This window comes from Pseudomonas sp. (assembly GCF_030696055.1).
GTDB lineage: Bacteria > Pseudomonadota > Gammaproteobacteria > Pseudomonadales > Pseudomonadaceae > Aquipseudomonas.
The window spans coordinates 1-12,881 of the sequence record NZ_JAUYNP010000288.1 but is presented as its reverse complement, the minus strand read 5'-3'; the positions used below and the strand labels follow the sequence as shown (position 1 = coordinate 12,881).

Here is a 12,881-nt window from a genome sequence, read left to right as displayed (position 1 = left end):
TTGAGCCCTTAGTGAGTCCCTATGGAACGCTTTATCGAAAACGCGATGTACACATCCCGTTGGTTGCTGGCCCCTATCTACTTCGGCCTGTCACTCGGACTCTTGGCATTGGTGCTGAAGTTCTTTCAAGAAGTTCTCCATGTTATCCCCGGCGTATTCGCCATGGGCGAGGCCGATCTGATCCTGGTGATCCTGTCGTTGATCGACATGTCCCTGGTCGGCGGCTTGCTGGTGATGGTGATGATTTCCGGCTACGAGAACTTCGTTTCGCAGCTGGACATCGACGACGGCCAGGAAAAGCTCAGCTGGCTGGGCAAGATGGACTCCGGCTCGCTGAAGATGAAGGTCGCCGCCTCCATAGTGGCGATTTCCTCTATCCATCTGCTCAAGGTGTTTATGGATGCGCAGAACATCGAGGTGGAACACCTCAAGTGGTACGTGATTATCCATATGACCTTCGTGGTCTCGGCTTTCGCCATGGGTTACCTGGACAAGCTGACCAAGCACGACCACTGACGGCCCGCTCGCTGTAACGCCCGCCCGGCCGTTGCGAAACGGACGGGCGGTTTGCTTTCTGCCTTGTGCTGCCCTCGAACTGTGCTCAGATTGAACTGAGGTACGGGCTGATATGGCGAGGTGACTTATGACACTGCACGATCTGACGGTACGGGCCCAGGCCGGGCACGTCGAGGCAATCAATCTGGTCTCTCTGGCGGGAGGTATCTATCTGCTGGAGGCTCAGGTGGGCGCGCTGGCCCTGCCGCTGCAGGATGACCATGGCGAGGCACTCCATCCGCGCTCTGTCGAGCATGCGCGCGAGATGCTGCACCATGTGTCGCAGCTGCCCTTGCGCCTGGTGCAGGCCGAGCTGCAGGACGAGATGTGCGGCACGCCGGCTGCTTCCCGATAGCGCTTTAGGCTCCCCGGTATCACGCGCCCTTCGACTGCGCGCCTGGGCGGCAGTATTCGCTTGCCTGTGCTAGTCTGGCGGCCCTTTTTTTAGCCTCCAGCGGAGCAGTGCTATGTCCGAACTCAATCTCTCGACTGACGAAACCCGCGTCAGCTACGGCATCGGTCGTCAACTCGGCGGTCAGCTGCGCGACAACCCGCCGCCGGGCGTCAGCCTGGACGCCATCCTGGCGGGCCTGACTGACGCATTCGCCGGCCAGCCAAGCCGCGTTGGCGAGGCTGAGCTGTCGGCCAGCTTCAAGGTGATCCGCGACATCATGCAGGCCGAAGCCCAGGCTAAAGCCGAAGCCGCTGCCGGCGCCGGCCTGGCGTTCCTCGCCGAAAACGCCAAGCGCGAGGGCATCAGCGTATTGGCCTCCGGTCTGCAATACGAAGTGCTGACAGCTGGCGAAGGCGCCAAGCCGTCTCGCGAAGACAGCGTGCGCACTCACTACCACGGCACCCTGATCGACGGCAGCGTATTCGACAGCTCCTACGATCGCGGCCAGCCGGCCGAGTTTCCGGTGGGCGGCGTGATCGCCGGCTGGACCGAAGCGCTGCAGTTGATGAATGCCGGCAGCAAATGGCGTCTGTACGTGCCGAGCGAGCTGGCTTACGGCGCCCAGGGCGTTGGCAGCATCCCGCCGCACAGCGTGCTGGTATTTGACGTCGAGTTGCTGGACGTCCTCTAAGTCGCTAGGGCCGGCTCCCCGCCGGCCTTTCTCGCGACGCGCCCATCCCCGGCCCAGGCAGCGACTAGACTTGTCCTGTGAGTGATCCGGGAGGCGTGATGAATATCCCCGCGCATGTCTGGCAGGTACTGGTGGATGAGGCGGCTCCGGCCGCCGCAGTGCTGGATGGCGTCGGGCAGTTTCTGTTCCGCAGCCGCCAGTTTCCCGCGTTGTCGCAGTCAGACCAGGCGCATTTGCAGCAGGCCTTGGCGGCCGAACAAAGCACCCTCGACCTGACCGACAACAATGGCCTGGCCTGGCATTTCCGCTTGCGGCGGATCGGCGAGTTTCGCCTGTTGCTGATTCCGGGCAGTCAGCAGCGTGATGCGGCCATCGATCTGTTCCTCAGCCTTCTGCATGCCGGCGGCGATGTCTTTGCTGCCGCCGCGCAGGCTCTTGGGCGCGCCTTGGGCTGGCGTTGGGTCGGGGTGTCGCGCTTTGTCGGGCAGGGCGACTCGGTGCAAGTGCTGGCCTGGTGGGACACCGATCATCTGGCCGAGACCTTTCAATACAGCCTTTATGGCACCCCGTGTGAGCAAGTGGTGGCACGCGATGGCTTTTGCGCCTTCAGCAACGTGCAGAGCACGTTCAATGAGGAGGCGCTGCGCGAGATGGGCGCGCAGATCTATGCCGGCATGGTCTACCGCGGCCGTGATGGCCAGGCGCTGGGCCATCTGTTCGCCCTGCACGACCAGGGCGACGTCGACCCGGCGCAAGCGGAGGCGGTGCTGCAGCTTATGGCGCAGGTGGTCGGCAGCCAGTTGGTGCTGCTGGACACCGAGGAGGCCATGGCCAGAACCAGTCGGCAGGCCTACAGCGACGGCTTGACCGGGCTGGGCAATCGACTGGCCTTCGATCGGGCCGTGGACGACTTGGCCGAGAGCTACGAGCAGGGGCGGTTTGCCGATGCCCTGGTGCTGATGATAGATCTGGATGGCATGAAGGCGATCAACGATCACCGCGGGCATGCCGCTGGCGATGCCTTGCTGATCGCCTTCGGCAAGCTATTGCCGCACCTGGGGCGTAGCGGCGAGCAGGCGTTCCGCCTGGGCGGCGATGAGTTCGCCATGCTGATGCCGGGAGCCGACCTGTCGCTTGGACCGTTGCTGCAGAGCAGGGCCGTGCGGGTCGTCGACGAGATGCGCTGCGGCGGCTTTCCGGAAATGGGCATGAGCCTGGGCTGGGCCAGCCTGACGGAAGCGCAGGGGCAGGTACGCAGTGCTTTGGCGTTGGCGGACCAGCGCATGTACGCCGACAAGCGCGGCAAGCGCTCGCGGCGTTAGCCCGGGCGGTAACGCAGCAGTCTCGGCTGACTCAGGAGCGCAGCGCCCGGGCGTAGCAGTAGAGAAACAGGTTGCGCACCAACTCCTTGAGTACCAGCGGCTCGTTGGAGTTCAGCTCGTGCAAGTCCAGATCACCCTGATCCCGCAGCTCATCCAGGGCGTCCTCTTCCAGTACGGCGCAGACCTCGCCGGTGGCGCGATTGAGAATGCGCAGATAAGGCTGTGGCCGGTCCAGCCAGGCGTCGATCAAGTAGGTCATGACTCATCTCCCGTTTAAATGGTTAGATGAGAATAATTCCTATTATATTTATAGCAAGCTTTAATCGCGCCTCGTGTTCGGCCAACAAAAAGCCCGCCATAGAGGCGGGCTGCTGGCGTTGCCGGCGCAGCTGTCAGTGGGTGCGGGCCACGGCAAAGCGGCTCAGCTCGATCAAAGCGTCGCGGTATTCGCTGGCGGGCAATAGGTCGAGGCAGGCGATGGCGCGGTCGACATAGTCGCGGGCTTGCTGGGCGGTGTAATCCAGAGCGCCGGCGGCTTCCACGGCGTTGCGAATGCTTTCCAGGTCCTCGATGCCGCCTTTCTGGATCGCCTGGCGCACCAGGGCGGCCTGTTCGGGCGTGCCTTCGCGCATGGTATAGATCAGTGGCAGGGTCGGCTTGCCTTCGGCCAGGTCGTCGCCGACATTCTTGCCCAGGGTGGCGGCATCGCCGCGGTAGTCGAGCAGGTCGTCGACCAGCTGGAAGGCCACGCCCAGGTGGTCACCAAAGGTGCGCAGGGCTTCGGTCTGCTCGGCAGTGGCGCCGGCCAGTGCGGCGGCGCTGTGGGTCGAGGCCTCGAAGAGCATCGCGGTCTTGCCGCGGATGACTTCCATATAGGTCTCTTCCGTGGTGCTGGCGTCGCGGATCTTCGACAGTTGCAGCACTTCGCCTTCAGCGATCACTCGGGTGGCCTTGGAGAGGATCTTCATCACCGGCATGGAGCCGAGTTCGACCATCATTTCGAAGGAGCGCGAATAAAGGAAGTCGCCCACCAATACGCTGGGGGCGTTGCCCCATTGGGCGTTGGCGGTGCTGCGGCCGCGGCGCATGTCGGACATGTCGACCACGTCGTCATGCAGCAGGGTGGCGGTGTGCAGGAATTCGATGGTGGCGGCGAGCAGGCGCAGGTCGTCGCCCTGCAGGCCCAGGGCCTTGCCGCTGAGCAGGACCAGCAGCGGACGCAGGCGTTTGCCGCCGGCGGAGATAATATAGTCGCCGATCTTCTCTACCAGCGGTACGCGCGACACCAGTTGGGCGCGGATGATGCCGTCGACGGCGGTAAAGTCATCCGCCACCACGCGGTAGAAAGCCTGGGGTTGCATCGCTGGTACCTGCTACTCATGGGTTGCGCGGCATGCTAGGGGGCAGGGTAGGGGCTGTCAAGGCAAGTGGGGCGGGCGCTTGCATCGGGCTGGCGGCTTGCGTACAATCGCGCACCCTGAACTTCCCCCTGGGTATTTCCCTGCCTTACGCAATTGCAAGGGTGTCCTTCCGGCCCCGAGCAGCCATGCCAGCCAATGACTATTCCTATAAAGCGCTGGGTGAGCAGGATTAACGGAGATTTACCATGTACGCAGTAATTGTTACTGGTGGCAAGCAATACAAAGTCACCGAAGGCGAATTCCTCAAGGTCGAAAAACTCGAGCTGGCCACTGGCGCAGCCGTGACTTTTGACCGTGTTCTGCTGATCGGCAATGGCGACGACGTAAAAATCGGCGCTCCGGTTGTTGAGGGTGCCAAGGTTGTGGCTGAGGTTGTTGCTCAAGGCCGTCACGACAAGGTCACCATCATCAAATTCCGTCGTCGTAAGCACCACATGAAGCGCCAGGGCCACCGTCAGTGGTACACCGAGATCAAAATCACCGGTATCCAGGCCTGATTCGTTTCGGTCTGATCCCTTTATAGGAGTATTGAACTCATGGCACACAAAAAAGCTGGCGGTAGTACCCGCAACGGTCGCGACTCAGAAGCCAAACGCCTTGGCGTGAAGATGTATGGCGGCCAGGCTATCAAAGCAGGCAACATCATCGTGCGTCAGCGCGGCACCCAATTCCACGCTGGTTACGGCGTGGGTATGGGTAAAGATCACACCCTCTTCGCGAAAATCGAAGGCGTGATCAAGTTTGAAGTAAAAGGCGCGTTCAACCGCCGTTACGTGAGCGTCGTTGCGGCTTAATTGCGCGACTGCTGGAAAAGCCCCGTCCTTGCGACGGGGCTTTTTTGTTTCTATATCCTTGGGGTTCTTGCCAAACTGTCCTGGCGGTGGCGCATCATTCAAGCGCAGGTCAATTTTGCAAGAACCTAGTGTTCCTCGTTTCAGATAACCCGCAGCATTGCGGGAGGCGTACCCATGAAATTCGTCGATGAAGTATCGATATTTGTAAAAGCGGGCGATGGCGGCAATGGCTGCATGAGCTTTCGGCGTGAGAAGTTCATCGAAAACGGTGGCCCTAACGGTGGTGATGGTGGTGACGGTGGCTCCGTGTATATGGTGGCCGACGAAAACCTCAATACCCTGGTGGACTACCGCTATACCCGGCGTTTCGATGCCGAGCGCGGCTCCAATGGTGGTAGTACCGATTGCACTGGGCGCAAGGGTGAAGAGCTGGTACTGCGCGTGCCGGTCGGCACCACGGTGATCGATGCCGGTACCCAGGAAGTGATTGGTGACCTGACCAAGGCCGGCCAGCGTTTGCTGGTGGCTCAGGGCGGTTGGCATGGTCTGGGCAACACCCGCTTCAAGTCCAGCACCAACCGTGCGCCGCGGCAGACCACGCCGGGCAAGCCGGGCGATGCCCGCGACCTCAAGCTGGAATTGAAGGTGTTGGCCGATGTCGGCCTGCTCGGCTTGCCGAATGCCGGCAAGAGCACCTTGATCCGTTCGATTTCGGCGGCCAAGCCGAAAGTCGCCGATTATCCCTTTACCACCCTGATTCCGAACCTGGGTGTGGTCAGTGTCGATCGCTATAAAAGCTTCGTCGTCGCCGATATTCCGGGGCTGATCGAAGGGGCTTCCGATGGCGCCGGTCTGGGTATTCGCTTCCTCAAACACTTGGCGCGCACCCGGCTGTTGCTGCATCTGGTGGATATGGCGCCGCTGGATCTCACCGATCCGGCCGAGTCGGCCGCTACCATAGTCGACGAGCTGACCAAGTTCAGTCCTTCGCTGGCTGAGCGTGATCGTTGGTTGGTGCTGAACAAGGCTGACCAGATTCTCGATGAGGAGCAGGAGGCGCGTATCGCCGAGATTGTCGCGCGCATTGAGTGGACGGGGCCGGTGTATGTAATCTCCGCCCTGGCGCGCAAAGGTACCGAGCAGCTGTGCTACGACATCATGGATTATCTGGAGGCGCGCGCCGAGCGCATTCAGGAAAACCCAGAGTTCGCCGCCGAGCTGGCCGAGTTGAATCAGCGCATCGAGGATGAGGCGCGTGCCCAGCTGCAGGCGCTGGATGACAAGCGGGCGCTGCGTCGTTCCGGGGTCAAGGCCGTCGGTGATGTCGAGGAAGACGACAGCTTCTGGGATGAGGAAGATGAAGAGGATGGCCCGGAAATCATTTACGTCCGGGATTAAGCAACGAGTAAACGCCGCTTAATTGCGGCGTTTTTGTAATGGCGGCGCGCGGCGTCGTCGGGCGCTTTCTGGCTAAGGTTGGAAGTTTATGCGTGACAAGGTAACCGGCGCGCAGCGTTGGGTGGTGAAGATTGGCAGCGCGCTGCTGACGGCTGATGGTCGTGGCTTGGATCGCGCCGCCATGGCGCTGTGGGTCGAGCAGATGGTCGCCCTGCGTGCGCAGGGCGTCGAGCTGGTGCTGGTGTCCTCCGGCGCTGTGGCGGCAGGTATGAGTCGTCTGGGCTGGACGGCGCGACCGAGCGCCATGCATGAATTGCAGGCGGCGGCGGCTATTGGTCAGATGGTGCTGATTCAGGCCTGGGAGTCGAGCTTTGCCGAGCATGGTCGGCGCACCGCGCAGATTCTGCTGACTCACGACGACCTGTCGGACCGCAAGCGCTACCTCAATGCGCGCAGCACTCTGCGCACCCTGGTGGATCTGGATGTGGTGCCGGTGATCAACGAAAACGACACCGTGGTCACCGACGAGATTCGTTTCGGCGATAACGACACCCTGGCGGCGCTGGTGGCCAACCTGGTCGAGGCCGATCTGCTGGTGATCCTCACCGATCGCGATGGCATGTATAACGCCGATCCGCGGCATAACCCGGATGCCGAGCTGATTTACGAGGCGCGCGCCGATGATCCGGCGCTGGATGCCGTGGCCGGTGGCGTCGGTGGTGCGCTGGGGCGTGGCGGTATGCAGACCAAGCTGCGCGCGGCGCGGCTGGCGGCCCGTTCCGGGGCGCATACGGTGATTGTCGGTGGGGCTATCGAGCAGGTGTTGGCGCGGCTCAAGGCTGGCGAGCGCCTGGGAACCTTGCTGGCGCCTGAGCGCGGCATGCTGGCGGCGCGCAAGCAGTGGCTGGCCGGGCATCTGCAGACCCGTGGCACCCTGGTGCTGGATGCGGGGGCGGCCAAGGCGCTGCTGAGCGGGACCAAGAGTTTGCTGCCGGTCGGGGTCAAGGCGGTGCAGGGCAGTTTCCGCCGTGGCGAGATGGTGGTGTGTGTCGGTCCGGATGGTCGGGAAGTCGCCCGCGGTCTGGCCAACTACAGTGCGCTGGAAGCGCAGAAGATAGTCGGGCAGTCGTCGGACGCCATCGAGAAGCTGCTTGGTTATGTCGATGAGCCGGAGTTGGTGCACCGGGATAATTTGATTCTGGTCTGAGGAGATTTGCATGCGAGTGATGAAGGGATTGCTGGGCGCGCTGGTGGCGTTGCCGGTGCTTGCAGCTGCGGAGCAGATCGGTGAGGTGTCGACTGTCTTCAAGTTTGTCGGGCCGAACGACAAGATAGTGGTCGAGGCCTTCGATGATCCCAAGGTGGCGGGGGTGACCTGTTACCTGTCGCGGGCCAAGACTGGCGGCGTCAAAGGCGGTCTGGGTTTGGCCGAGGATCGCGCCGAGGCGTCTATTGCTTGTCGTCAGGTGGGGCCGATCAGCTTTATGGAAAAGTTGAAGGAGGGTGAGGAGGTCTTCCGCGAGCGCACCTCCCTGGTGTTCAAGACCATGCAGGTGGTGCGCTTCTTCGACGAGAAGCGCAATACCCTGGTGTATCTGGTGTACAGCGACCGGATAATCGAAGGCAGTCCGCAGAATGCGGTGACCGCTATCCCAATCCTGCCCTGGCCGGAAAAGTCCTGAATAAAAAAGCCCGAAGCGATTTCGGGCTTTTTTATGCCTGCCATCCATGGCAGCTACCCTTCTGGCCGTCGCTGCGCGACGTTAAAAATTGCTTCCGGCAATTTTTTCTGGGCAATAAAAAACCGGCGATTAGGCCGGTTTTTTAAGAACTAACAGCGAAGAACTGGCAGCTTAGGCAGCTGCAGCTTCACCGAGGGCCTTGATGTGGCCGTTCAGGCGGCTTTTATGACGCGCTGCTTTGTTCTTGTGGATGATGCCTTTGTCGGCCATGCGGTCGATTACAGGCACAGCCAGGGTGTAGGCGTTTTTAGCCAGATCGAGATCTTTGGCTTCAATAGCCTTGACCACGTTCTTGATATAGGTACGAACCATGGAGCGCTGGCTGGCGTTTTGGCTACGACGCTTCTCAGCCTGTTTTGCGCGTTTTTTGGCAGAAGGTGTATTGGCCACCGTCAAGCTCCTCGAAAAAAACTGGGGGGTTACAAACAAATAAGGCCGCGAATCATGCCGATATGAGGGAGTGCTGTCAAGCCTGTTGGCTTTTCCCTGTGCTGGCCTGACCAGTGGCAGACCGCTACACTCGTCGCCTTTGCGCGCCGGCGGATTGTCCGCGGCTGTGCTTGTTTGCGGAAGTCGAATTATTACATGAATTTGCTCAAGTCGTTGGCCGCTGTCAGCTCCATGACCATGCTTTCGCGTGTGCTGGGCTTTGTGCGCGACACCATCATCGCCCGCACCTTCGGCGCCAGCGTGGCCTCGGACGCCTTTGTGGTGGCGTTCAAGCTGCCCAATCTGCTGCGGCGAATCTTCGCCGAGGGCGCATTTTCCCAGGCTTTCGTGCCTATTCTGGCGGAATACAAGACCCAGCAGGGCGAGGAGGCTGCCCGGACCTTTGTCGCCTATGTGTCCGGCTTGCTGACCCTGGTGTTGGCCTTGGTGACTTTTCTCGGGATTCTGGCCGCGCCCTGGATCGTCTGGATTTCGGCTCCGGGTTTTGCCGACGAGGCTGATCGCTTCGCGTTGACCACCGACCTGCTCAGGGTGACCTTTCCTTATATCTTGCTGATCTCGCTGTCGTCGCTGGCGGGGGCGGTGCTCAACACCTGGAACCGCTTCTCGGTGCCGGCCTTTGTGCCGACCCTGCTCAACCTCAGCATGATCGTCTTTTCGCTGTTTCTGACGCCCTATTTCGATCCGCCGATCATGGCGCTGGGCTGGGCGGTGTTGGTCGGTGGCCTGCTGCAGCTGTTGTTTCAGCTGCCGCATCTGCGCAAGGTCGGCATGCTGGTGCTGCCGCGCCTGAATCTAAAAGATACCGGCGTCTGGCGCGTGCTCAAGCAGATGGGGCCGGCGATCTTCGGCGTGTCGGTCAGTCAGATCTCGCTGATCATCAACACCATCTTCGCCTCCTTTCTGGTCGCCGGGTCGGTGTCCTGGATGTATTACGCCGACCGCCTGATGGAGCTGCCGGCGGGTGTGCTGGGGGTAGGGTTGGGTACCATTCTGCTGCCGGCGCTGGCGAAAACCTATGCCGGTGCCGATCACGCCGAGTATTCCAAACTGCTCGATTGGGGCTTGCGTCTGTGCTTTATCCTGGCGCTGCCGAGCGCCGTGGCGCTGGCCATTCTCGCCGAGCCGCTGACCGTTTCGTTGTTCCAGTACGGTAAGTTCAGCGGCAATGACGCGCTGATGACCCAGCAGGCGTTGATGGCTTATTCCGTGGGCTTGCTGGGTATTATCCTGGTGAAAATTCTCGCCCCGGGTTTCTACGCCCAGCAGAACATCAAGACGCCGGTAAAGATCGCCATCTTCACCCTGGTCGCCACCCAGTTGATGAACCTGGTGTTTATCCAGCCGCTGGCCCATGCCGGCCTGGCGCTGGCTATCGGCCTGGGCGCCTGCCTGAACGCCGGCTTGCTCTACTGGCAGCTGCGCAAGGCCGATATGTTTCGGCCGCAGGCGGGCTGGGCGGTGTTTCTCGGCAAGCTGCTGCTGGCGGTACTGAGCATGTCCGCGGTGTTGCTGCTGGCGATGCATTACATGCCGGCCTGGGCCGAGGGCGATATGCTCTGGCGCCTGTTGCGTCTGGGCGGGTTGGTGGTCGTGGGGTTGCTGAGCTATTTCGGCATGCTTCTGCTGCTGGGCTTTCGTCTGCGCGATTTTGCCCGGCGCTCGGCATTTTGATTGGGTGGGCGGCCGATATGCCGCCTGTTGTCCGCTGCCCGGTGTGCGTATAATCGACCACTTTATGAGCAAGAAGCGCGCTATGCAGCTGGTTCAAGGCCTTCATAATCTGCGGCCCCAGCATCGGGGCTGTGTCGCCACTATCGGTAATTTCGACGGCGTCCATCGTGGTCATCAGGCCATTCTGGCGCGCCTGCGTGAGCGTGCGGCCGAGCTCGGCGTGCCCAGCTGTGTGGTGATTTTCGAGCCGCAGCCCCGTGAGTTCTTCGCCCCGGACACGGCGCCGGCGCGCTTGACCCGGCTGCGCGACAAGTTGGCCTTGCTGGCGGCCGAGGGCGTCGACCGCGTGCTGTGCCTGGCTTTTAATCCGCGTCTGCGTGAGTTGAGTGCGGCGGAGTTCGTGCAGCAGGTGCTACTCGATGGCTTGGGTGTGCAGCATCTGGAGGTCGGCGACGACTTCCGCTTCGGTTGTGACCGCGCCGGTGACTTTGCCTTCTTGCTGGAGGCTGGCGCCCGTGAAGGTTTCAGCGTCGAGGCGGCGAGCACGGTCGAGCTGGACGGTATCCGGGTCAGCAGCACTCGAGTGCGCGAGGCCCTGGCTGCCGGTGACTTCGCCTTGGCCGAACACTTGCTCGGCCGGCCGTTCCAGATCGCCGGGCGGGTGCTGCATGGGCAGAAGCTGGGTCGTCAGCTGAATGCGCCGACGGCCAATGTGCAGCTCAAGCGTAAGCGCGTGCCCCTGACCGGGGTGTATCTGGTCAGCACCGAAGTGGACGGCCAGCCCTGGCCAGGCGTCGCCAATATAGGCGTACGGCCGAGCGTAGCAGGTGATGGTAGTGCCCACCTGGAAGTGCATTTGCTGGATTTTGCCGGTGATCTATATGGCCGGCGTTTGACGGTGGCTTTCCACCACAAGCTGCGTGATGAGCAGCGTTTCGCCTCCCTCGAGGCATTGAAGACGGCAATTGCTGCCGATATTGCCGCCGCCCGTGCCCATTGGCGCACTTAAACAAATAGTGCCAACCGCTTAGAAGAGCCTGAGATGACCGATTACAAAGCCACGCTAAATCTGCCTGATACCCAGTTTCCGATGAAGGCCGGCCTGCCGCAGCGCGAGCCGCAGATTCTGCAGCGTTGGAACGAGATTGGCCTGTATCAGAAGCTGCGCGCGCAAGGCGAAGGGCGGCCGAAGTTCGTCCTGCACGACGGCCCGCCCTATGCCAACGGCAGCATTCATATCGGTCATGCGGTCAACAAGATCCTCAAGGACATCATCACCCGCTCCAAGACCCTGGCCGGCTTCGATGCCCCCTACGTGCCGGGCTGGGACTGCCATGGCCTGCCGATCGAGCACAAGGTGGAGACTACCTTCGGCAAGAACCAGCCGTCCGACCTGACCCGCGAGCGCTGCCGCACCTACGCCGGCGAGCAGATCGAAGGGCAGAAGGCCGACTTTATCCGCCTCGGCGTGCTAGGTGATTGGGACAATCCGTACAAGACCATGGCGTTCGCCAACGAGGCCGGCGAGATCCGCGCCCTGGCCGAGATGGTCAAGCAGGGTTTCGTGTTCAAGGGCCTGAAGCCGGTCAACTGGTGTTTCGATTGCGGCTCGGCACTGGCCGAGGCGGAAGTCGAGTACCAGGACAAGAAATCCGACGCCATCGACGTCGCCTTCCCGGTCGAGGATGCCGACAAGCTGGCAGCCGCCTTCGGCCTGGCCAGCCTGCCAAAGCCGGCTTCGATTGTGATCTGGACCACCACACCCTGGACCATCCCGGCCAACCAGGCGCTCAACGTCCACCCCGAATTCAACTACGCCCTGGTCGACACCGGCGCCAAGCTGCTGGTGCTGGCCGAGGAACTGGTCGAGAGCAGCCTGGCGCGCTACGGCCTGCAAGGCGAAGTGCTCGCCACCACGCAGGGCGCAGCGCTTGAGCTGATCCGCTTCCGTCATCCGTTCTACGAGCGTTTCTCCCCGGTGTACCTGGCCGATTACGTCGAACTGGGCGCCGGTACCGGCATCGTCCATTCGGCCCCGGCCTACGGTGAGGACGACTTCCGTTCCTGCAAAGGCTACGGCATGAGCAACGACGACATCCTCAGCCCGGTGCAGAGTAACGGCGTGTATGTCGAGTCGCTGCCGTTCTTCGGTGGCCAGTTTATCTGGAAGGCCAACCCCAATATCGTCGCCAAGCTCGACGAAGTCGGCTGTCTGCTCAAGCATGAAGCTATCCAGCACAGCTATATGCACTGCTGGCGGCACAAGACTCCGCTGATCTACCGCGCCACCGCGCAGTGGTTCGTCGGCATGGACAAGCAGCCGAACGCAGGCGCGCCGCTGCGCGAGCGCGCGCTGGCGGCCATCGAGCAGACCGCGTTCGTTCCGGCCTGGGGCCAGGCGCGCCTGCACGGCATGATCGCCGGGCGCCCGGACTGGTGC

General features: G+C 61.8%; 15 protein-coding genes. 12 read left to right on the top strand and 3 right to left on the bottom strand.

Annotation, left to right across the window (positions count from 1 at the left end; all coding sequences use genetic code 11):
* The first annotated feature begins 21 nt into the window (after window positions 1-21).
* The 4 genes from Q8Q83_RS17110 (at window position 22) to Q8Q83_RS17095 (ending at window position 2,962) form a co-directional block, all read left to right on the top strand.
* Window positions 22-516, top strand: a complete 495-nt coding sequence (locus Q8Q83_RS17110; protein WP_305625331.1) for a TIGR00645 family protein — start codon at window positions 22-24, stop codon at window positions 514-516.
* A gap of 127 nt (window positions 517-643) precedes the next feature.
* Entirely contained in the window at window positions 644-910 is a 267-nt protein-coding gene (locus tag Q8Q83_RS17105) for a DUF6482 family protein (protein ID WP_305625330.1), read from the top strand.
* 112 nt (window positions 911-1,022) lie between these two features.
* The gene (locus tag Q8Q83_RS17100; protein WP_305625329.1) at window positions 1,023-1,640 is read left to right on the top strand and encodes an FKBP-type peptidyl-prolyl cis-trans isomerase; all 618 of its coding nucleotides are present in this window, start codon (window positions 1,023-1,025) and stop codon (window positions 1,638-1,640) included.
* A 98-nt stretch (window positions 1,641-1,738) separates the two neighbouring features.
* Window positions 1,739-2,962: a GGDEF domain-containing protein gene (locus Q8Q83_RS17095; protein WP_305625328.1), complete on the top strand. Its 1,224-nt coding sequence runs from the start codon at window positions 1,739-1,741 to the stop codon at window positions 2,960-2,962.
* A gap of 31 nt (window positions 2,963-2,993) precedes the next feature.
* Here Q8Q83_RS17095 and Q8Q83_RS17090 read toward each other — a convergent pair whose 3' ends face one another.
* Together Q8Q83_RS17090 and Q8Q83_RS17085 are read right to left on the bottom strand one after the other, a co-directional pair.
* Entirely contained in the window at window positions 2,994-3,221 is a 228-nt protein-coding gene (locus Q8Q83_RS17090; protein ID WP_305625327.1) for a hypothetical protein, read from the bottom strand.
* Window positions 3,222-3,354: 133 nt separating this feature from the next.
* A complete protein-coding gene (locus Q8Q83_RS17085; RefSeq protein WP_305625326.1) occupies window positions 3,355-4,323 on the bottom strand; it encodes a polyprenyl synthetase family protein in 969 nt (322 codons plus the stop codon).
* 245 nt (window positions 4,324-4,568) lie between these two features.
* On the opposite strand from Q8Q83_RS17085, the gene rplU reads away from it, so the two are divergent.
* From rplU to Q8Q83_RS17060, 5 genes are all read left to right on the top strand, one after another.
* Entirely contained in the window at window positions 4,569-4,880 is a 312-nt protein-coding gene (rplU, locus tag Q8Q83_RS17080) for a 50S ribosomal protein L21 (protein WP_305625325.1), read from the top strand.
* Window positions 4,881-4,919: 39 nt separating this feature from the next.
* A complete protein-coding gene (gene rpmA, locus Q8Q83_RS17075; protein ID WP_085584170.1) occupies window positions 4,920-5,177 on the top strand; it encodes a 50S ribosomal protein L27 in 258 nt (85 codons plus the stop codon).
* A 174-nt stretch (window positions 5,178-5,351) separates the two neighbouring features.
* Window positions 5,352-6,575: an Obg family GTPase CgtA gene (gene cgtA, locus Q8Q83_RS17070; RefSeq protein WP_305625324.1), complete on the top strand. Its 1,224-nt coding sequence runs from the start codon at window positions 5,352-5,354 to the stop codon at window positions 6,573-6,575.
* Between the two features lie 88 nt (window positions 6,576-6,663).
* Window positions 6,664-7,782 carry a glutamate 5-kinase gene (proB, locus tag Q8Q83_RS17065; protein WP_305625323.1) on the top strand — a complete coding sequence of 373 codons (1,119 nt, stop codon included), beginning with the start codon at window positions 6,664-6,666 and terminating at the stop codon, window positions 7,780-7,782.
* Between the two features lie 10 nt (window positions 7,783-7,792).
* Window positions 7,793-8,257, top strand: a complete 465-nt coding sequence (locus tag Q8Q83_RS17060) for a CreA family protein (protein ID WP_305625322.1) — start codon at window positions 7,793-7,795, stop codon at window positions 8,255-8,257.
* 171 nt (window positions 8,258-8,428) lie between these two features.
* Here the strand turns inward: Q8Q83_RS17060 and rpsT are convergent, their stop codons facing one another.
* Window positions 8,429-8,707, bottom strand: coding sequence for a 30S ribosomal protein S20 (rpsT, locus tag Q8Q83_RS17055; protein WP_305625321.1), 279 nt, complete (start codon window positions 8,705-8,707; stop codon window positions 8,429-8,431).
* Between the two features lie 195 nt (window positions 8,708-8,902).
* Here rpsT and murJ point away from each other — a divergent pair, with 195 nt between their 5' ends.
* The 3 genes from murJ to Q8Q83_RS17040 all read left to right on the top strand — a co-directional run.
* Window positions 8,903-10,441 (top strand): murein biosynthesis integral membrane protein MurJ, encoded by a 1,539-nt coding sequence (gene murJ, locus Q8Q83_RS17050; protein WP_305625320.1) that lies wholly within the window; start codon window positions 8,903-8,905, stop codon window positions 10,439-10,441.
* An 82-nt stretch (window positions 10,442-10,523) separates the two neighbouring features.
* Window positions 10,524-11,450 carry a bifunctional riboflavin kinase/FAD synthetase gene (gene ribF / locus Q8Q83_RS17045; RefSeq protein ID WP_305625319.1) on the top strand — a complete coding sequence of 309 codons (927 nt, stop codon included), beginning with the start codon at window positions 10,524-10,526 and terminating at the stop codon, window positions 11,448-11,450.
* A 33-nt stretch (window positions 11,451-11,483) separates the two neighbouring features.
* The coding region (locus Q8Q83_RS17040) for an isoleucine--tRNA ligase (protein WP_305625318.1) at window positions 11,484-12,881 on the top strand (1,398 nt) is incomplete at its 3' end.

What these genes read in the sequence shown, in the direction of transcription:
- Q8Q83_RS17110 (WP_305625331.1), top strand. Translation starts at nt 22, where the DNA reads ATGGAACGCTTTATCGAAAACGCGATGTACACATCCCGTTGGTTGCTG.
- Q8Q83_RS17105 (WP_305625330.1), top strand. Translation starts at nt 644, where the DNA reads ATGACACTGCACGATCTGACGGTACGGGCCCAGGCCGGGCACGTCGAG.
- Q8Q83_RS17100 (WP_305625329.1), top strand. Translation starts at nt 1,023, where the DNA reads ATGTCCGAACTCAATCTCTCGACTGACGAAACCCGCGTCAGCTACGGC.
- Q8Q83_RS17095 (WP_305625328.1), top strand. Translation starts at nt 1,739, where the DNA reads ATGAATATCCCCGCGCATGTCTGGCAGGTACTGGTGGATGAGGCGGCT.
- Q8Q83_RS17090 (WP_305625327.1), bottom strand. Translation starts at nt 3,221, where the DNA reads ATGACCTACTTGATCGACGCCTGGCTGGACCGGCCACAGCCTTATCTG.
- Q8Q83_RS17085 (WP_305625326.1), bottom strand. Translation starts at nt 4,323, where the DNA reads ATGCAACCCCAGGCTTTCTACCGCGTGGTGGCGGATGACTTTACCGCC.
- rplU (WP_305625325.1), top strand. Translation starts at nt 4,569, where the DNA reads ATGTACGCAGTAATTGTTACTGGTGGCAAGCAATACAAAGTCACCGAA.
- rpmA (WP_085584170.1), top strand. Translation starts at nt 4,920, where the DNA reads ATGGCACACAAAAAAGCTGGCGGTAGTACCCGCAACGGTCGCGACTCA.
- cgtA (WP_305625324.1), top strand. Translation starts at nt 5,352, where the DNA reads ATGAAATTCGTCGATGAAGTATCGATATTTGTAAAAGCGGGCGATGGC.
- proB (WP_305625323.1), top strand. Translation starts at nt 6,664, where the DNA reads ATGCGTGACAAGGTAACCGGCGCGCAGCGTTGGGTGGTGAAGATTGGC.
- Q8Q83_RS17060 (WP_305625322.1), top strand. Translation starts at nt 7,793, where the DNA reads ATGCGAGTGATGAAGGGATTGCTGGGCGCGCTGGTGGCGTTGCCGGTG.
- murJ (WP_305625320.1), top strand. Translation starts at nt 8,903, where the DNA reads ATGAATTTGCTCAAGTCGTTGGCCGCTGTCAGCTCCATGACCATGCTT.
- ribF (WP_305625319.1), top strand. Translation starts at nt 10,524, where the DNA reads ATGCAGCTGGTTCAAGGCCTTCATAATCTGCGGCCCCAGCATCGGGGC.